20 protein-coding genes are annotated in these 17,529 nt (G+C 42.0%); 9 read left to right on the forward strand and 11 right to left on the reverse strand.

Features of this window, described 5'->3' with window-relative positions:
* Positions 1-4: 4 nt before the first annotated feature.
* From QXI54_07085 to QXI54_07100, 4 genes are all read right to left on the reverse strand, one after another.
* Positions 5-3,838, reverse strand: a complete 3,834-nt coding sequence (locus QXI54_07085) for a S8 family serine peptidase (GenBank protein ID MEM0302913.1) — start codon at positions 3,836-3,838, stop codon at positions 5-7.
* 125 nt (positions 3,839-3,963) lie between these two features.
* Positions 3,964-4,167 carry a hypothetical protein gene (locus QXI54_07090; protein MEM0302914.1) on the reverse strand — a complete coding sequence of 68 codons (204 nt, stop codon included), beginning with the start codon at positions 4,165-4,167 and terminating at the stop codon, positions 3,964-3,966.
* A gap of 120 nt (positions 4,168-4,287) precedes the next feature.
* Entirely contained in the window at positions 4,288-5,187 is a 900-nt protein-coding gene (locus tag QXI54_07095) for a radical SAM protein (protein ID MEM0302915.1), read from the reverse strand.
* Between the two features lies 1 nt (position 5,188).
* Positions 5,189-5,458, reverse strand: coding sequence for a hypothetical protein (locus QXI54_07100; protein MEM0302916.1), 270 nt, complete (start codon positions 5,456-5,458; stop codon positions 5,189-5,191).
* An 867-nt stretch (positions 5,459-6,325) separates the two neighbouring features.
* On the opposite strand from QXI54_07100, the gene QXI54_07105 reads away from it, so the two are divergent.
* The gene (locus QXI54_07105) at positions 6,326-7,255 is read left to right on the forward strand and encodes a transcriptional regulator (GenBank protein ID MEM0302917.1); all 930 of its coding nucleotides are present in this window, start codon (positions 6,326-6,328) and stop codon (positions 7,253-7,255) included.
* On the forward strand, positions 7,248-7,760 hold the full coding sequence (locus QXI54_07110) for a flavin reductase family protein (GenBank protein MEM0302918.1): 513 nt from the start codon (positions 7,248-7,250) through the stop codon (positions 7,758-7,760). Before QXI54_07105 ends, QXI54_07110 begins: the two co-directional genes overlap by 8 nt.
* Here the strand turns inward: QXI54_07110 and QXI54_07115 are convergent.
* The 4 genes from QXI54_07115 to QXI54_07130 are packed head-to-tail and all read right to left on the reverse strand — an operon-like array spanning position 7,757 to position 9,516.
* Positions 7,757-8,395, reverse strand: coding sequence for a hypothetical protein (locus QXI54_07115; GenBank protein MEM0302919.1), 639 nt, complete (start codon positions 8,393-8,395; stop codon positions 7,757-7,759). The two genes, QXI54_07110 and QXI54_07115, sit on opposite strands and share 4 nt — an antisense overlap.
* Entirely contained in the window at positions 8,392-8,901 is a 510-nt protein-coding gene (locus QXI54_07120; protein MEM0302920.1) for a hypothetical protein, read from the reverse strand. Before QXI54_07120 ends, QXI54_07115 begins: the two co-directional genes overlap by 4 nt.
* Positions 8,902-8,906: 5 nt before the next feature.
* Positions 8,907-9,236: a hypothetical protein gene (locus tag QXI54_07125; GenBank protein ID MEM0302921.1), complete on the reverse strand. Its 330-nt coding sequence runs from the start codon at positions 9,234-9,236 to the stop codon at positions 8,907-8,909.
* Positions 9,211-9,516, reverse strand: a complete 306-nt coding sequence (locus QXI54_07130; protein ID MEM0302922.1) for a hypothetical protein — start codon at positions 9,514-9,516, stop codon at positions 9,211-9,213. The genes QXI54_07125 and QXI54_07130 overlap by 26 nt, the downstream gene beginning before the upstream one ends.
* A 125-nt stretch (positions 9,517-9,641) precedes the next feature.
* On the opposite strand from QXI54_07130, the gene QXI54_07135 reads away from it, so the two are divergent.
* Together QXI54_07135 and QXI54_07140 are read left to right on the forward strand one after the other, a co-directional pair.
* Complete coding sequence (locus QXI54_07135; GenBank protein ID MEM0302923.1) at positions 9,642-10,388, forward strand: P-loop NTPase; 747 nt, start codon at positions 9,642-9,644, stop codon at positions 10,386-10,388.
* Positions 10,379-11,047, forward strand: a complete 669-nt coding sequence (locus tag QXI54_07140) for a DUF166 domain-containing protein (protein ID MEM0302924.1) — start codon at positions 10,379-10,381, stop codon at positions 11,045-11,047. The genes QXI54_07135 and QXI54_07140 overlap by 10 nt, the downstream gene beginning before the upstream one ends.
* On the opposite strand, the gene QXI54_07145 is transcribed toward QXI54_07140, so the two are convergent.
* Together QXI54_07145 and QXI54_07150 are read right to left on the reverse strand one after the other, a co-directional pair.
* Complete coding sequence (locus QXI54_07145) at positions 11,019-12,011, reverse strand: deoxyhypusine synthase (protein ID MEM0302925.1); 993 nt, start codon at positions 12,009-12,011, stop codon at positions 11,019-11,021. The two genes, QXI54_07140 and QXI54_07145, sit on opposite strands and share 29 nt — an antisense overlap.
* 1 nt (position 12,012) lies before the next feature.
* On the reverse strand, positions 12,013-12,570 hold the full coding sequence (locus QXI54_07150; GenBank protein ID MEM0302926.1) for an arginine decarboxylase, pyruvoyl-dependent: 558 nt from the start codon (positions 12,568-12,570) through the stop codon (positions 12,013-12,015).
* A 539-nt stretch (positions 12,571-13,109) separates the two neighbouring features.
* Here QXI54_07150 and ribH point away from each other — a divergent pair.
* From ribH to QXI54_07175, 5 genes are all read left to right on the forward strand, one after another.
* Positions 13,110-13,547 (forward strand): 6,7-dimethyl-8-ribityllumazine synthase, encoded by a 438-nt coding sequence (ribH, locus tag QXI54_07155; protein MEM0302927.1) that lies wholly within the window; start codon positions 13,110-13,112, stop codon positions 13,545-13,547.
* Positions 13,525-14,658: a pyridoxal phosphate-dependent aminotransferase gene (locus QXI54_07160; protein MEM0302928.1), complete on the forward strand. Its 1,134-nt coding sequence runs from the start codon at positions 13,525-13,527 to the stop codon at positions 14,656-14,658. The genes ribH and QXI54_07160 overlap by 23 nt, the downstream gene beginning before the upstream one ends.
* Positions 14,659-14,730: 72 nt before the next feature.
* Positions 14,731-15,597: a DsbA family protein gene (locus QXI54_07165; GenBank protein ID MEM0302929.1), complete on the forward strand. Its 867-nt coding sequence runs from the start codon at positions 14,731-14,733 to the stop codon at positions 15,595-15,597.
* 19 nt (positions 15,598-15,616) lie between these two features.
* The gene (locus QXI54_07170) at positions 15,617-16,492 is read left to right on the forward strand and encodes a triphosphoribosyl-dephospho-CoA synthase (protein MEM0302930.1); all 876 of its coding nucleotides are present in this window, start codon (positions 15,617-15,619) and stop codon (positions 16,490-16,492) included.
* Positions 16,452-17,009, forward strand: coding sequence for a DUF447 family protein (locus QXI54_07175; protein ID MEM0302931.1), 558 nt, complete (start codon positions 16,452-16,454; stop codon positions 17,007-17,009). The genes QXI54_07170 and QXI54_07175 overlap by 41 nt, the downstream gene beginning before the upstream one ends.
* Here QXI54_07175 and QXI54_07180 read toward each other — a convergent pair.
* Positions 17,003-17,529: Coenzyme F420 hydrogenase/dehydrogenase, beta subunit C-terminal domain (locus QXI54_07180; GenBank protein MEM0302932.1), on the reverse strand; the 527-nt coding region annotated here is incomplete at its 5' end. The two genes, QXI54_07175 and QXI54_07180, sit on opposite strands and share 7 nt — an antisense overlap.

Raw genomic sequence — 17,529 nt, forward strand, 5'->3', positions numbered from 1 at the left:
AAATTTAATTCTTCCTTCTAATGAGATAGCTAACCGCTAAGAGCCCCGCGATTGCGAAGATCGCTTCGAAGCCAGGAATGAACGGTTTCTCAGCTGGAGTCGTGGTTGGTGTTGTCACGACTATTGTGGGTGGCGTTGTTGGGGTTACTGGAGTTGTCTGTATTGGAGTCTCCAATGGCTTTAGCACAGCAGCAAAGAGACTGAAGCTCTCAGTTGTTGCTTCATAGTAATTGTATTTTCCATCACTGCCAACGAAATTCGTAGGCAGTTTAATCCATTCCTTGCCGTTCCACTTCAGCAGAACTACTGCAACAGCCTTTGGATCGAAGCCTTTGGCTTTGATCTCTTCAATTGGAATTCCGAACTGTATTCTGCCACTTAAATTAGCCTTTGTGCTCAAAGTCGGATCTATGCTCAGGATTAAGGCAATAACTCCTGATGGGGCGGGAATATCAGACGGGAGTTCTTTCTTCTTCTCTATTCTAAGCTTTGCGTTTACGTTTTCATCGCTCAGCAGAATTAAAGCAACGACGTTAGTTTCCCAGAAGGCACTCTGGGGCATTGTGAAGTCTGTGCTGTTGTTCGCCCTTAGCCTTATCCAGTCGCTAATGTAGATCGGCACTCCCGGGATTACTCCTCCACCACCTCCTCCACCGCCACCGCCGCCGAGTATTGGACGTGGAGTGGTTTTTGGTGGTGTAGTTGGTGGAGTTGTTGGGGTAGGTTCTGGAGTTGGAGTTGGTTCTGGTGTTGGTGTAGGTTCTGGTGTTGGTGGTGCAACGACTTTCACAGTTACTGAGCTCTCGTTGTTCGCTTCATTGCTTTCGGTAATTTCGTTTTCCGAATCTGCGATCACTCTTATCGTGTAGCTTCCAGCTGAGCTTGGAGTCCATGAAATGCTTGCAATCGCTGATCCATCTGCATTGAGACCGTCAATTCTTACCTTTTCTATTAAGGCGTTGTTTGCATAGAAGCTAACGTTGAATGCTCCCGCATTTGCATTGCCGATGTTTTCTATTGTTGCGTTTATCGTTGCTGTTTGGTCAACAATTGGTTGCTCTGGATTAATTGAGATCGCTGTCACGATTAGATCTGGCTTAAGTGTTTGACCAATGGAAAGCGGTAGATAATCGACGTTGTTGCTATCTATTACATAGAGCCCATCACAGATCCCTATCGGTTCTTGTGTGTCACTGCAAGTCTGCGAGTAACCATTTCCATCTGGGCTTAGCCAAGCATTACCGCCAAGCCAGTTGCCACCGAGGATGTTTGTTCCTTGCTGCAAGGTAGTGTTCCATGTGTTCGCTTCAGCGATATACGAGTAGATAAAGATCGGAGTTGCATAGCTATCCGCCGGTGCTATTCCACTCGGATAATCCTGATTGTTTGCACCATTACCACCAGAAATGCCAAAAGCCAATCCGTCTGAGATCGGATCACCTTCTATTCCAATTATATCCCAGATGCCAGTCCAGTCAGTGATGTATACAGCGTGCAAGTAGTTTCGATAGAATTCTGGATCATTTCCCAGTTCAACTAAATAGTAGCCTATATCCTGCCCTGTTATGAATAGTTTTCCTCCATTGTCCAAATAATCCGCCAAAGCCTCTATTTCAGCTTCATTTAGAACTTCCTCGTAGTCATCTCCAAAGAACCATACAACGATTGGATAATTGCTTAAATCAGAGTAGCTTGGGGATCCCATAACTTCGCAGTCCCAGTAATCATATGCAATGCCAAGATTATTCAATGAAGCAATGTAGTATGATTCATAGTGGGCATAATCGTCGTCATCCACCAGCAGAATCCTCTGACCGCTGTATCCAAGCCAGTTCAGAGTTCTGTTCATAACCTCGTCTCTCATTTCACTGCTGTTTATTGCCTCAAATCCAAACGCAAGGTAAACGAGTTTGTAAGTTCTGGTATCCACTTTTATGCCAGCAGCTAATTTAGTAATAACGTTGTTCGTGTTGTTGAAAAGGTTGTTGTAGATGAGATTGCTGCTGGAATCACCGGGATATATTCCAGCCCAATTGTTCGAGATAGTGTTGTTAGCTACGATATTGTCGCTGGAATCCCAAAGATAGATTCCAACCACATTGTTCGAGATACTATTGTCAGCAATGGTGTTGTTGCTGGAAGCCACGAGAACGATGCCGCCACCATATCCAGAAACGCTAACATTTGTTATTGTAACGTTGTTCGCCGAAACGAGAATTCCAATTCCCACTCCACTCTGATCGCCTGTAATCGAAAATCCCTGTCCGTCTAAAACAACGTCATTCGCAAATATTCCTATGCAGTAATACTGATCGCTTAAAAGCCCTGAAATGCTATTTACAAGCCTGTAGTATCCGGGATGCGAGATTTCCCTACAGCTGTCTATTTCCTCGCTTACAGGAACAACCATTCCGAAAACTGCATGAACGTCTGAGCCACTGACCGTGTAGTTCGTAACTATTATACCACTACAGAATCTCTGATCTTCAGCGGTAACGCCGACCTCGACTTCTGCCTTTGAATCTGCTTGGATTAAAAGCTCTGTTCTGTTAAGCCAGACTTTGCAGTTCGAGTTCGCAATTATCGAGATCGGTATATCTGCAGAGCTGTTCAGATTTCTGAAGGAGATCGTGAAGTTCTTCTGATTCGCAACTCCCAAGCTAACAACAGCTGGCTCGGCAATTAGCTCGGTATTTATTGCAGCAAGAGCATTTATTCTACCCGCACCCTGTGTAAAGACATCGTAATCAAGCAAGACTGAGGTGCTCGCTATAATGTTCTTAACAGTCTCCGGATCCACGTTTCTTGCCTGCTTGAGCAGCGCTGCAAGCCCGGAAACATGGGGCGTTGCCATGCTCGTCCCGCTCATCACTGCAGTTCCTCCCTGATAATTCGCAGCCTCTATATCAACGCCTGGTGCAACTACCTCCGGCTTGACTCTATAATCAAGAGTTGGACCTCTACTGCTAAAAGATGCGATCTGATCAGTTTTATCCGTTGCCCCAACGGTTATAACCTTCTTTGCGGAACCCGGAGACGAGATCGTGTAATAATCTCCATAATTTCCGGCTGCAGCAACAACGATTACGCCATTTTCAACCGCAGCATCGCATGCAAGGCTTAGGGGATCTTCTCCAGAAGTTGGAATGCCTCCAAGGCTCATGCTTATTATATCTGCTCCATTGCCAACCGCATAATCTATTCCCTGAATTATCCAGCTCTCATATCCTTCGCCATTTTGATTGAGAACCTTTACGTTCATCAGATAGGCGCCAGGGGCAACTCCTTTAAACTCTGTCTCATTTCCAGTTCCAGCTGCGATGCTCGCAACGTGCGTTCCGTGTCCATTTAAATCTTCAGCAGTTCCGTCATCGGTAAGGTCGACAGAATAGATTATCTTTGGCGTTCCATCTTCAAAGTAAAAATCCCCATGGCTCGAGTTTATTCCTGTGTCGAGTATTGCAATTTTAACGCCAGAACCGTTGTATCCAAGGTTCCAGACTTCGGTCGCATTTATCAGCGGAACGCTTTCGCTGAGCAAAGCCCTTACTTTTCTATCCAGCCATACCTTCTTTACTCCATCGATCGAAAGCAGTTTTCTGAAATCATCCCCCTTCTTCACTTCCAGAGAGATTGCGGGAATTATTTCGAACTTCTTTGCCTTTCCAAGCGATTTTGCAACTCCCTCAACATTTCCCATCTTCTCCTTCTCCGCCACAACTATTACAGGAATCCTTTCAGAATCTGCGTAGCCCTCTTTTATCAAAGCCTCAACGTTGAAAAGCTTTTCATCCACTTTCCTCAAATCCACATCTCTGGGAATCGCGAGCCTTTCCATGACTTTAACGTTCTCATCAGCAGATAAAACAAAGATTTCCGCCTTATCTGTGATCCCGACTTCGACTTTTTCACCCGTTGGAAGTTTTACTATCTTTTTCTCTCTAACTTTCTCTGAAAGTGTTCCTATCTTATCCGCATTTTTTCCTTTAGCATGTGCAAATCAGTTTTTTGCAACTTCGAAAGTTTGTCTGAAAGAAAATCTCTGTGTATTGGAATTCCAATTTTTTCAAAACCCACCGGAGTTTTCTGCGGACTCTCTGCAATTGCTTCTACAGTGAAAATCGCCAAAACAAATGCAAACAGAATGCATAGGCGAAGTGGATTCACAATTCCACCCCTCCATTATTATGTCATTGCTTAATGCTCCATCATATATCAATCTTTCTTAGTTGTTTTCAAAAATTCACAAAAATGGATTGAGACTCTAAAGGAAAAGCTTCCTCAGATTTAAAGCGAAATCAAACCCATCCTAAACATATCATCGCTCGTGAAAACCTCAACTCCCGCTTTTCTAAGAGCTTTCACGGTCTCGAGTGTATCCTCTATAAGTCTAAGCATTTCTTCCTTCTCCTCTGGAATTCTGCCATGAACTCCTGTAAAAATTGGTCCACGCTCCGTAAAAAGATAATTGGAAACGTGGTCGCATGTGAAGTAAGTATCAACTTTTATCCCCTCAATCAGGTTTTTGAGTTCCAGAAGCTGTTCCTCAGCGTTAAGCGGTTTAACAAGTCCTTCCATATCGGGATTTGTTATCGTCAGATTTCTTATTCTGACAAAAGTTGGCTTTGCCTCGTTTATAACCCTTGCAGTGTTCTTCGCATGCCTTTCGCTTCTCTCCGCTCCGCCAAGTCCAGTTATTACATAATAAGTGGTCTCAAAGAATTTGCCCGCTTTCTTTCCCGCTTTAATCGCATCCTCAGCTGTTATTCCTTTCTGAACAAGTCCAAGAATTTCGTCATCACCGCTTTCAAGACCCATATGCAGTCTCGTAAGCCCAGCAGATTTCAGATCTTCCAACTTTTCCTCTTGCATGTTCGCTATAGTCTTTATCCTTGCATAAGCGGTAACCCTTTCTACTTCTGGTCTCTTGGCTTTCAAATAGCGAATGATTTCAGCGATGTCCTTATGAATCAGCGGATTTGAGTCGCCAAGGAATGCGGACTTTGATTTCGGAAAATACTTTGGAATTTCGTCAATGTCTCTAAGAATTTCCTCCTTCGCCCTTTGCTCAAATTTTATGGCTTTATACATCGAGCAAAATACGCATCGATTCCAGTTGCAACCTCTAACAACTCTAATCAGATAGCTAAAAGCTTCACTTGGCGGTCGAAATGGCGGGAGCTCCATATCACTTCCTCAGGCTAAATCTCTTGAAATGTAAGTTTGCCAATGCCTGAAGCCATAGCTTCGCCTCTTCGCTGACAAGATCGCTTAGTTCTTCTTTGGTATTGCTTACAAAACCCTGAAACTCACCAAAAGCGTAGAATTCGATTCGATCTCTTGTTATAACTACTTTTAGGGGGTCGTCTTCGATAATTAGGGCTTTACCTTCTTTCCTGAGAACCCTACCAAGCTCATCAAATGAGGCAAGGATCTTGGATGCATATTCTGTAAGCATAACAATAGAATTCAACGTAAGCAAAAAACTTTTTGCACTTTTAGCCATGCTGACAAGTATCAAAAAATTTAAATAGTTGTAGAAGAGTGATATGGGTTGGAAACTCGTTCTCGCTGTTCTGGTCGCAATCCTCATGCTCGCGGTGGCAATTCCGATTTTTGTTGATGTTTCTGCACAGCCACCTGAAGCAGTTTGAATTGAAAACATAGACATGAAGTTTTAAATGTAAATGGAGAGACCGATGCAGAAATCCTGACAAAGATCTACAAGTCCACCACGAATTTACTTCTAAAAGAAACTTTGATCAAAGAGGGTTTTGAATGAAAGTGCAGAAGTGAGACTGAGATCTATCTGGAAAGCACGAGCCACTACAGCAACGTTATTTTCATTTAAAGGCGGTTCAATTCGAATCTGGAATTCTTGCTTATGAAGGCTGGTTTTCGAAGACTCTGGAGATTGGAAAGACAGAAATTGTTGAGTTCAATTTCACAGTTCCCAAGGATTACAACTATTTGATAAAAATCGAGGCTTGGAGGGGTGGATCACTTCTTAAAAGCTGGATTAAAACTCTGAATCTCGCTCCGACGAAAAAGATACCAGAAGACCTCAAAGAAGAGAGATTTCTGATTCCCTGAGAGATTCCAGTTCCTACACCGTTCGCCCTCCAATCTACAGAAACATGCTCAATATGGCAATTCTCGTGCTCTCAATTTATGCTCTGACTACTGAAAAAATAAGGCTCAGGCTTTTTAGTTGTCTTTAATGTTTTCTCCAAACATAATGTCAGAATTTTGATTGAGATTTAAAAGTTGCTCCTTCAAGAAATCGGAAAATTTTTATATACTACTCTTTACAACATAGATTAAAATGCAGTCCCTACTAATGAATACCGTTATAAGACTTCTGCGGAGAGAAGGTTATGAATTGCTTGAGTTACTTGATACTAAGCCAAGATGCTTCGATCTTATAGCCAGAAAAGGAAAGCAAATTCTTTTAATTAAAGTTTTATACAACGTGGATTCTTTGAAGATCGAAACTGCCGAAGAGATGCGAAAAATAGCCAGACTCCTGAATGCAATTGCAATCGTGATAGGGGAGAAATTCAAATTCGATTTTCTCGAGAGGAGAGTTGTGTATTCAAGATACGACCTGCCCGTTATCAATCTTGCCACCTTTTATGATTACCTCCGCGGAGAACTTCCCTATATTTATTCTGCCCCCGGCGGTTATTACGTCAAGATAAACGCAGAGAAACTTCGAAAGGCTAGAGAGGCGATGGGGATAAGCATCGGGGATGCAGCAAAAAGGCTTGGGGTATCGAAAAGAACTGTAAAGAATTATGAAGAGGGGGCTGATGCAAGTGTTGAAGTTGCAATAAAGCTTGAAGAAGTCTTCGGTGACGTGGTAGAAAAAATAGACTTCTCGGAGTTCGTGCGTGGAGACGAGAAGGAGATTACAAAGGAAGAATTTGAAGAGAGTAACGAGATTATCGAAAAATTGAGAGAGATTGGTATTGCTGTTTATACTGTAAAGCACACGCCTTTTGATGCCATTTCGAAAGTTGAGGATAACGATGTGATTATGGGATTGAAACAGGTTAGAGAAATAGAGAAGAGAGCTCAAATTATAGGCAAAGTCTCGCAGATCGTGAATATAGATGCTGCCTATATTACAGAAAGGCAAATGAAAAAGAAGGTTAATTCAGTTGTGTTTGTCCTTAAAGAAGAGCTCGAGTGTTTGGATTCGCCTGACGATTTCATATCCCTAATAAATGAGAAGAGGGAGAAGTATGCTTGAACTACTATACCCCCTGAGAACGTATCTAATCGTTTCAGGAGTTGAAAAACCCAATATTATGACTGCTGACTGGGTAATACCGCTCTCTTTTGAACCAAAAATGCTGGGAGTTTCTGTAGGCCACAAAAGATACACTAACAAGTTAATAAAGGATTACAAAGAATTTGTAGTTGCGGTTCCCACAATAGAACTGCTCCGAGATGTTTGGATTGCTGGAAGCATAAGTGGTGCTACTGAAGATAAAATATCAAAAGTTAAACTTACTCTCGTTAAATCGCAAAAGATAAGGGTTCCCTCGATAAAGGAATGTCAGGCCAATCTGGAATGTAAGGTTATAAATGAAGTCGAAGTTGGAGATCATACGCTCTTCGTTGGCGAAATTGTCAATGCAACCTATGGAGACGCGTTTAGAGGAGGAAAAGCAGACTTAGGCTATCGATTTATTCTCCACACCAGTTTTGGAAAAAATTTTACGACAAATTCGAGCGAAATATTTACTCCTTAGGATCTACGAATCATTATTACCATTGCACTGAATGAGCCCACAAAGATTGAGACTAAGAAGAACGTGGCTATTCGATAGGTTGCGCTCTGCTCCGCCAAGCTTTTAATTTCGCTCTCCATTTGAGATATCTTAATCGCCCTGCTTTCGAATTCCTCGCTAAGTAGGTCGTATCTCAATTTCAAGGAGTTATAACTCTCATTTAACCTGAAAAATTCCGTTTCAAGCGTCTTTTTCTCCATTTCTAATTTGCTTTTTTCTGACTCGATCTCATTTAACTTTTGAGTAAGATTTTCGATTTCTCCCCTCAAAAGCCCAATTTCGCTACTAATGGCCATTAATTTGCTTTCAAGCCATATTGCATATTTTCTCAGGTTTTCTTGCTTCAAATCTGAAGTAACACTCACTTCTGCAATTCTCAACCCATTGGCTGTCACGTATTTTACTCCAGGCTCACAGCTCGCCCCTACTTTGACAACGTAAGAACCTGCGGGTAAGTAAGCGGAACCGTTCATCGTCTCAACGAAGAAAAGACATGAATCGCTTGTCTCAATAAGGGCCGGTTGGGTAATTGTAATTGTAAAATTATCCCCCAGAGATGCGAAAAGGGTCAAAATTGAAAGAAGCAACCAGATCATATCAAACCCTCCAGAATTGTATTTAATTCACCCTTTATCCTCTCCATCTCGGGCCGTGATATATCTCTCATCGTTTTCGCGTAAATTAAAACTTCCGGATTTATTTCCATCACAAGCAATCTGCTCTCTCCACCCGCAATAACGATTCGGTCTGAATCCAACACGCGTTTGGCAAATTTAATAATCTCTGGCCCCTCTGCAGTGTCCTCGTCCGGAGTAGAACTGTTTGAAGCAATGGGCAATCCATCGGGTGTGAGCAAAGTAACTTCTGACAAGAGATATTTGGTTGCAATATATCCTGGAAGATCTTCTACTGTTTTTGGACCTTCTTGTTGCTGATTTGATACTTCAGACTTCTCTATCGTCTCAACTACTTCTGATATCTTCGCTTTTCTCACAGTTTCTGCAATCTTTTCCTCTTTTGTCATTCCACTTTCAAGAAGTTTCCAAGTAACCACAAACCCGACACCAAACCCAACAACAACACTCAAAATGTCATAGAGCATTTAAATCACCTTAATTTAGCCAACTCATCCAAATTTGCCTTTTCAACCCTCTCTGCAAACTCAAAGGCGTCCTCAAGAGATTTCAAGTCTATTTTTTTCTTTTCTTCTTTCAAAATCTTTCTTGCATAAATCTTTGCAAAGCCTGCAGAGAATCTGTCCACACCAACCATAACACATCTATCTCCAAGGGTTTCGAAATAGATTGCTATGTCCTTACCAAACAATATCGCTTTCTTTATACCAGACTCCCTGAGCCTGTTAAACAGATTTTTCTCTTCAACCCCTTCTGATTCAACTTTTCCATCTTTCTCAACTATGTAAAACTTGAGCCCCATATATCATTTCCCTCTTGCGCATTATTTCTGCTACGTTGTCTGTCCTCACCGGAAAGATTAGAAAGAAATCTTCCATGCGAAAAACTGCAAATCTGGAATTTTCACCAAACTCTACAATACCTGTTTCAAAATCCTTTGGAAAATTAGATACCATTGAGGAGATCTTTTCAATTTTCTGGATTTCTTCCTCCCCCAAAAGATACGTTTCTAAAATTTTACCCTCCTTCACAACACATACTCCTGAGCCAAGCTTGGAGTAGAACTCCCGCGTATTTAGCATTGATTATCTTTAATCCATCGAATATTTAAAATTTACTCTAAAATTCATCAAATAACTAACCTTGAGCTGTTGAGCCAAACAAATTAAATCTAAAAGTTTTTTATACGCCAGGAGAACTTACAATTATGAAAATAGCAGTGTCAGGCAAAGGAGGCGTTGGAAAAACAACTCTCTCAGCGATCCTCGCGCATTTATTTGCCAAAGACGGTTATAGGGTTACTGCGATTGACTGCGATACCGCAATGAATCTTCCTTCAGCTCTTGGGATAAGAACTAAATTAAAACCACTCGCCGAGTTAAAAGAAGTAATAGAAGAACGAGTTGTTGGGCCTTTAGGGACATACAAATTAAATCCAAAAGTTGATGACATTTTCGAAAATTACTCTGTCTACAACGAGGATGGTGTTAGAGTTCTTGTTTTGGGAACGATTGAGAAAGGTGGTGAGGGTTGTTTCTGCCCGGAAAATGCCTTTTTAAGGGCAATTCTAAGACATGCAATTTTCAGAGAGAAAGACGTTCTTATTTTAGACATGGAAGCGGGGATTGAACATCTTGGCAGGGGAACTGCAAGGGGCGTGGATTTGCTGATAGCAGTTGTTGAGCCCGGAAGCAGGGCTTTTGAGACACTTGAAAGAATTGAGAAACTTGCCAAGGATATAGGAATTGAGAAAATTGGGGTTGTTATAAACAAGTTTATTGAGTCTGAAGAAGCTAAAAAGTTGCTCGAGAAAATCAGACACCCTATTTTGGGAAAAATTCCGTTTAGCGAGTGTTTCATAAAGGCTGACATCAACAACATACCACCCTACAAGCTTTGCGATCTCCAACCTTTTAGAGAGATAAAGACCGAAATTGAAAGATTATGCAGATAGGGGTTGTTGTAAGAAAGGGGAAGAACAGAAGAGCAATTGAACTTTTTTCGAGGTTTTTCGATGTAAAGGTCTATGAAGTCGAAAAGGAGTTGCCAATGCTAATTGAGAATCCAAAAGATTATCTGAAACTTCCGGAAGATTTTAAGCCAGATTTGATAGTTTCATATCTCCTGCATCCTGATCTCAATCTCGAACTTATACGACAGGCTTCAGAAAGGGGAATCAAACTCGTTATAATATCGGGTGGGACAAAAAGCGGATCATACAAACAGCTAAAGGACGAGGGGGACAAATTAGGAGTTAAAGTCTTCTGGGAGGAGATTTGCTGCACCACTCCAAAAATTGAAGGCTCGGAGTTTTTTGAACTCTTTGGAAGCCCTGAATTTGAAATAGAGGTTGAAAATGGCATAATTAAAGATGTGAAGGTGAAAAGATCTTCGTTTTGTGGATCAACCTACTACGTCGCAGAAAAGATAAAAGGACTAAATATTGAAGAAGCTCCATCGAAAGCAGGTTATTACACGCAAATCTTTCCATGCATAGCTTCGAGAGGGTTGCAAGGTGGAATTCATAAGGCTGCAAATGCACACAAAAAAGCCGTGGAAAAAGCTATCGAGAAGGCCTTAAGGACTAAGTCCTTTGAGAAAAGCTCAATTTAACTCCTTCCTCAAATGAAAAGACTGGATAAGCGTTCCTCTTCGCACCCAATAAACCGTGAGCCAGAATAGGCAATGCTATAGTTGCATCTACAAAAACCTGAACTTTTTTGCTCTTCCAGTTTATCTTTCCCCAGCTTATTCCCTCCTCGAAGGTGCAACCGCTCAAACCGCCGAAGTAAGGCGAGTCAGTAGTAATCTGGATTGCATAATCATGTCCATCGACTTCGTAGCCCTTCAATCTTGCAACCACTTCAGTTTGCTGAATAAAGTTCTTTGGAACTCCACCACCAATATAGATTACACCTGTCTTTTCTGATTTTGCAACGATTTCAGTTAGCTCCTCAACATCTTTAATAGTGTCAACGATGCATCTCCTATTTGCTAAGGAAGCTCCAATACCTATGGAGCTATCGGCAATCGCCGGGCAAAATATTGGAACGCCCTCCTCATAAGCTGAGATCACTATTGAATCCTCCTTCGCATTTTTTCTGATCTTTTCAGCTATCTTTTCAATTATCTCTCTTGAGCTGTAAATTCCCTCGTGTTCAGCGAAGATCTCAGAGATCAAGAAATCTATTTTGTTGAATTCTTTCTCGTGTGCGAAGACGTCGTAAATTCTGTCTATACCCTCTCTGTAAAGCTCCTCATCATTCACCGCATCGCTACCCAAGTAGTGCTTGAAGCCCAAAGCCTCATGAATGTCGTGGAAAAGATTTGCTCCGGTGGAAACAAGCACGTCGATAAATCTATTCCTGATCATCCAAGAAATAGTCTTCCTCATCCCCGCCGGAACCATGGCTCCGGCGAGTCCCATCAAAATTGTAATTCGCTCCTCTTTTAGCATTTCAAGCCAGATTTCAAATGCCAAGCCAAGCCTTCTACCCTGAAAACCAGTTTTTGTCATTGAGTGCAAAAGATCTGCAAAACTTTTATTGTTCACTTCAATTGGCGCAGTATGCTCCATTTCAGATCACAAAAACCGCAGCTGCAACCACCGTAGTGTAGTCCTCCACTTCAGCAGTAGCGGTGATGTTAAAGGTCTTTGCCGGTTCGATGTCAAACGCAGTCCTTAGCATGTAGGCTGCCATTTCTTCAGCGTGCTTTCCTTCTTCGCCATTACAATAGCCGTGGTATTCGGTAAGGTAGCCGTTAAGCAAGGGCGTGTCTGGAATTGCAGCTCCAACGCTTGCAAAGATTTTCTTGCCCTTTTCACAGCTTGTCATTCTCGACATTACGCAGAAAACGATCTGCCCTGGATAAAGCTCCTTTAAGCCATCTTCTTTTGTGATTAGCTCGCACCCAGGCGGATAGATGCTGCTAACCGTTACAAGGTTGAATTTTTCGATTCCCGCATCTCTCAGAGCGAGTTCGAAGCTAACAAGGGCATCTTTATGTCTTCCAACCCCTGAGGTAAAGAAGACTTTTTTTGGCAAAAATCTGCCCTCAGAAGCCAGATTTAACCCGCCCGCTCTCCCAGAGCTCTGTTTATATCCAACCAATTCCAATTCAGACGTCTCGAACATCTCCTCGCACCAATCGACTTGATAGTATTAGAGTATTTAAGCTTTTCTATGAGCCTTCTGAGCAGTATGCAGTGAATTTAATTATTACTCATCCGAATCGAATTCGGGCTGTTTTAATACACATTAGAGTTTAAAATTAAATATCTAAAATAGTATACTATTGCTCCCAGATTACGTCCTCGATAGAGAAGTTGCATTTGAAAAACAAAATTTAGAGAAGTCGCAAACTGTAATTTTTTGCCCATTGCCTCCAGAATGATTTGCATAGATAGAATCCAGCCGATTTCGCTCCATAAACGTCATCTAAATTCCTAAGATGACAAAAAAGCCCAACTACTCAAAGATCTCCTCATGAGCCTTATTGGAAGGTTTAAGAACTTCAACATTCGTTTAAACGTTTAAAAGCTGGATAAAACTGTTCTTTGCTAATTAAAACCTTTTTGCAACCTTCACATGAATCTTTGTGTTCCGAAGTGCAATTTTGAGTTTAATAAAGCAAATTTCCGACAAGTATTAAAAGCCTGTGCAGATCTTAGAGCATGAGCCAGAAGATAAAGCTTGGTTTCGTGGTTTCAGAATTCAACAGAGATATAACCTACATGATGGAGATCCTCGCAAAGGAGCATGCAGAATTTCTTGGTGCTGAAGTTTCCGAGATAATTCGAGTTCCCGGCACTTTTGATATCCCCATAGCAGTTAAGAAAATGCTCGAAAAAGGTAATGTTGATGCTGTCGTTGCTATAGGGTGTGTGATCGAGGGCGAAACAGAGCATGACGAGATCGTTGCTCAGCATGCTTCAAGAAAAATTGTCGATCTGAGCATAGAATACGGAAAGCCTGTAACGCTCGGCATCAGCGGTCCTGGAATGGGCAGAATCGCTGCTGCTGAAAGAGTTGACTACGCAAAGCGTGCGGTAGAGGCAGCGGTGAAGCTTGTGAAGAGGCTGAGAGAATATGAAAGTGGCAAAAAGGATTGATGCTGTAAAGCCTTCAGCCACGCTTAAGATCTCTTCAATAGCAAAACAGCTCGCTAAGGAAGGAAAAGACGTAGTCGACATGAGTGTTGGTGAACCGGACTTTAAAACTCCGCAGAGGATCATAGATTCTGCATACAAGGCGATGAATGAGGGTAAAGTGTTTTATACTCCAACAAAGGGCATTCCAGAGCTTTTAAACGCAATTGCCGAAAAAATGCAAAAAGAAAACGGCGTCCCGGCTACTGCGGACAACGTGATCGTTACACCCGGAGCCAAATATGCGATCTTCGAAGCGATGATGTGCCTAATTGATGAGGGTGACGAAGTCATTTTGCTTGATCCTTCTTGGGTTAGCTACGAGGCATGCGTTCTGATGGCTGGCGGAAAACCGATCTGGGTTCCACACAACGAAGATTTCAGCGACGCTCCGATTGAAGATTACATCAGCTCAAGCACGAAAATGGTTGTAATAAACACACCAAGCAATCCTTTGGGCGTAGTCTATAGCAAGGAATTTCTAAAGAAGGTTCGAGATCTCGCAGTAGACAAAGACTTGCTTGTGATGTCAGACGAGATCTACGAAAAAATAATCTTTGAAGGTGCGCACTACAGTCTGGCAAGCTTCGATGGAATGTTCGAAAGGACTATAACGATTAACGGGTTCTCCAAGACGTATTCGATGACGGGCTGGCGTCTTGGTTATGCAGTTGCTCCAAAGTGGATCATTGAGAAGATGAACGTGATGCAATCACACTCGGTGAGTCATCCAACTTCTTTCGTGCAATACGCTGGACTCGAAGCTTTGAAGAGCGATGAGAGCTTCATAAAGCAAATGGTTGCGGAGTTCAAAGCAAGAAGAGACATGATCATGAAAAAGCTCGATGAGCTCGGAATTCGATACGCTCCGCCTAAAGGAGCATTTTACATATTCATGAACGTTGGAAAAGACGGAGACAAGTTCTGTGAAGATTTTCTCAGAAAAGAATTCGTAGCCTTAACTCCTGGCTCTGCATTTGGCATTGCTTTTAGTGAATGGGTCAGATTGAGCTACGCTACTTCAAGGGAGAGAATAGCAGAATTTTTAAAGAGATTGGAAAGGTTTATTTCCTGATTCCATTTTATTTTTGGCTAAAAATGGATCACTTGTGGATAAAATATATATGAACATACTCGAATTAAGCGCATGAAAAACGCAAAAGAGTTGGCGATGTTGATCGCTGGAATAGCGATAGGATTTGTAGCATGTTTCTTGCTATTAAATCTGATGCAAATAACTCCGAGCGGAAAAAATGAATCGCAGGACTTTTCAAAGAATTTGAGCAAAGCTCTCGAAGAGATCAATCGACAGGTTAAGATGTCTTATCCCAATATTAGTGTAAGGGTGAAGAACTACACTTACGCTGGCGAGTTCTACCTCGTGAACCTCGAATTCTATGACGAAAACGGAACACTTACAACCGCGAGATACTATCTATCTGCTGATGGCAAAAAGATTGCCTTGGAAGAGTATTTCATGAGTCTTGAAAGAGAACCAATAAATGTAAGCGAAGATGACGATCCCTGGATCGGTGCGGAGAAGCCAAAAGTGACAATTATCGAGTTCTCGGATTACGCATGCCCTTATTGTGCTAAATTTGCCTTAGAAGTCGAGAAAAAGATCTTGGAGAACTACAGCAATGTTGTAAAGCTTGTCTTCAGAGATCTGCCAGTCCATGGAGAGATATCAATCAAGGCTGCAATGGCTGCAAACTGTGCAATGGAGCAGGGCAAATTCTGGGAGTATCATTACCTGCTGTTTGAGAGACAGAGCGAATGGTATTCAAATGAGAGTCTATTCTACGACTACGCAGAAGAACTCGGGCTAAATGTAACGCAGTTCAGGGATTGCTTGGATTCAGAAAAGTATCGCAGTGAGGTTGAAAAAGACGCTATGGATGCACAGAGCTACGGCGTCACGGGAACTCCGACGTTCTTCATAAATGGTGAGATGGTTGTTGGCTACAGAAGTTATGAAAACTTCGCAAAGCTGATAGAAGAAAAATTGAAGTAAATTTTTCAAAATTTTTAATATGCTGAAGAGCCCCGAGGATTCCGCAATTTCTGCGGTTCTTTCACTATTACTGGAAGTTTCTGCTAATCCAAAAGCAGGAAATGTGGACAGAGAGCACAATTTCGAAGATCTGCGTTATGAGGATTTTTTTGTCTCCGCAGTTTCTGCTTTTCCATTCTTTCTGAAAACTGCGAGGTATGGGCGTCTTCATATCCTTGAAGCTGTTGAGAAGGGCAGAGAATTTGGAGTAAAAACAAATGTGCATTTTGGAGCCTTTCTACTGCTTTTCCCACTTGTTGCAGTCTGGAAATCAAAAAGCATTGCAGAAGCGGGAGCAAAAGCGGTCGAGTTTCTAAAAAATACCAATTTTCGAGATTCGTTAAACATTTTCAAGGCATTTCAACTTTGCAAGCCGAGAGTTTTGAAAGCTGAGAACCTCTCATTGGAGCACCGCAACACGCTCAAGAAGATCTTCGAGGAAAAATTGAATGTTTACGAATGGATGAAGCTTTCTCCAAAAGAGAATTTGATCGCCTATGAACTTCTTAATGGCTATCCGATCAGCCAAGAAGGGGCTAAATTTATTCTGAATTCTGAATTCGATGTAAACGACACTATCGTCTTGCTTTATCACAAACTTCTCTCAGAGTATCCGGACACCCTTATAATTGCAAAAAAAGGGTTCAGCGTTGCAGAAGAAGTCATGAAACTCGCGAGGAAAGCATTTGAGTCTAAAAGCATAGAAGATTTCAGAAAACTCGATGAGTTACTGATAGCTGAGAGAATAAACCCCGGCACAATTGCAGATCTTGTTGCAAGTTCGATCTACCTTGCGTTGCTTGAGGGGTGGAAGGTTGAGGCTAAAGGACTTCGGACTCTGGAATGGGATAAATGAAGTGATCGTGATCACTAAAGGTGAAATACTGAACACTGCCCCAATCGGGATCATAGTTGAAGACGAAAATGGAACAAAGGCGAAAGCAAAACTTTACACCTCACATACAAGAGAAAATGTCGAAAAAGGAAGCTTTTTTGTTGCCAACATCATAAAAGATCCCTTAATATTTGCAATTTCCGCATTCGACGATCTCAGCGAAGAATTCTTTGAAATTCTAAACCCCCCAATCATAAAAGGAACTTTGGCTTATTGCGAATTCGAAGCAAAGCTAAATGGACTTTTTGCGGATCTTAGACTTCTAAATGGCAAAATTATTCGCAATGAGCTGAGAGCTGTGAACAGGGGTTTTAATGCGGTAATTGAAGCCCTCGTGCATGCCACGAGATACGTTAAAAATAGAGATCCAGAGCTTGAGAAAAAAATCAGGGAATGCTACGAAATAATCGAGAAGTGCGGTGGAGAAAGAGAGAAGAAAGCAATGGAAATAATAAAAGAGAGAACTGGGATCTACTGAGCTTCAGGCTTCTTCTCTTCTTTCTTTTCCTCTTTCCTCTGCTGATAAGGATGGATCTTAACCTTGTAGTCGCAGAGCTTCTTGACTGCATCGATGCTCGCTTCCTTGAATTCAGCATAGCCCTTGGCTTTAATAGCATCAGCGATTCTCTTTGCAATTTCGCTTCGCACTACAACGGTTGAGAATCCCGCTTCACTGCCTACACTTCCAACGCTCAAGTCACTCTCTACAGCAGAGAAGTCCTGACAGACTTTGCAACCTGAAGGAACTATGGCATCGAGTTCCTTGACAGCAAAGCTTAGCTCTCCGTCAGCCTTCTTCACTATGAATTTGCCCTTCTTTATGTCGGTCTTGAGCACTGTCTTGAGATCAACGTTCTTGTTCTTGAGCAAAAATTCGCTTAGCTGGGAGTAGTAGAAGTTCTCTGTGCAGAAGAGACCGATTGCAAGCTTAACCCTTTCGAATTTCTTAAATGCTTTCTGCATTCTTCTCAATGCGGAGATCATGCAGGGTGTGCCTA

The sequence above is a fragment of the Archaeoglobaceae archaeon genome, from assembly GCA_038734275.1.
Taxonomy (GTDB): Archaea; Halobacteriota; Archaeoglobi; order Archaeoglobales; family Archaeoglobaceae; genus WYZ-LMO2.

Bases quoted from the DNA above. Each gene is read 5' to 3' on its own strand.
- QXI54_07085 (MEM0302913.1), bottom strand. From the start codon at position 3,838: ATGGAAAGGCTCGCGATTCCCAGAGATGTGGATTTGAGGAAAGTGGAT.
- QXI54_07095 (MEM0302915.1), bottom strand. From the start codon at position 5,187: ATGGAGCTCCCGCCATTTCGACCGCCAAGTGAAGCTTTTAGCTATCTG.
- QXI54_07100 (MEM0302916.1), bottom strand. From the start codon at position 5,458: ATGCTTACAGAATATGCATCCAAGATCCTTGCCTCATTTGATGAGCTT.
- QXI54_07105 (MEM0302917.1), top strand. From the start codon at position 6,326: ATGCAGTCCCTACTAATGAATACCGTTATAAGACTTCTGCGGAGAGAA.
- QXI54_07110 (MEM0302918.1), top strand. From the start codon at position 7,248: ATGCTTGAACTACTATACCCCCTGAGAACGTATCTAATCGTTTCAGGA.
- QXI54_07115 (MEM0302919.1), bottom strand. From the start codon at position 8,395: ATGATCTGGTTGCTTCTTTCAATTTTGACCCTTTTCGCATCTCTGGGG.
- QXI54_07120 (MEM0302920.1), bottom strand. From the start codon at position 8,901: ATGCTCTATGACATTTTGAGTGTTGTTGTTGGGTTTGGTGTCGGGTTT.
- QXI54_07125 (MEM0302921.1), bottom strand. From the start codon at position 9,236: ATGGGGCTCAAGTTTTACATAGTTGAGAAAGATGGAAAAGTTGAATCA.
- QXI54_07130 (MEM0302922.1), bottom strand. From the start codon at position 9,516: ATGCTAAATACGCGGGAGTTCTACTCCAAGCTTGGCTCAGGAGTATGT.
- QXI54_07135 (MEM0302923.1), top strand. From the start codon at position 9,642: ATGAAAATAGCAGTGTCAGGCAAAGGAGGCGTTGGAAAAACAACTCTC.
- QXI54_07140 (MEM0302924.1), top strand. From the start codon at position 10,379: ATGCAGATAGGGGTTGTTGTAAGAAAGGGGAAGAACAGAAGAGCAATT.
- QXI54_07145 (MEM0302925.1), bottom strand. From the start codon at position 12,011: ATGGAGCATACTGCGCCAATTGAAGTGAACAATAAAAGTTTTGCAGAT.
- QXI54_07150 (MEM0302926.1), bottom strand. From the start codon at position 12,570: ATGTTCGAGACGTCTGAATTGGAATTGGTTGGATATAAACAGAGCTCT.
- ribH (MEM0302927.1), top strand. From the start codon at position 13,110: ATGAGCCAGAAGATAAAGCTTGGTTTCGTGGTTTCAGAATTCAACAGA.
- QXI54_07160 (MEM0302928.1), top strand. From the start codon at position 13,525: ATGAAAGTGGCAAAAAGGATTGATGCTGTAAAGCCTTCAGCCACGCTT.
- QXI54_07165 (MEM0302929.1), top strand. From the start codon at position 14,731: ATGAAAAACGCAAAAGAGTTGGCGATGTTGATCGCTGGAATAGCGATA.
- QXI54_07170 (MEM0302930.1), top strand. From the start codon at position 15,617: ATGCTGAAGAGCCCCGAGGATTCCGCAATTTCTGCGGTTCTTTCACTA.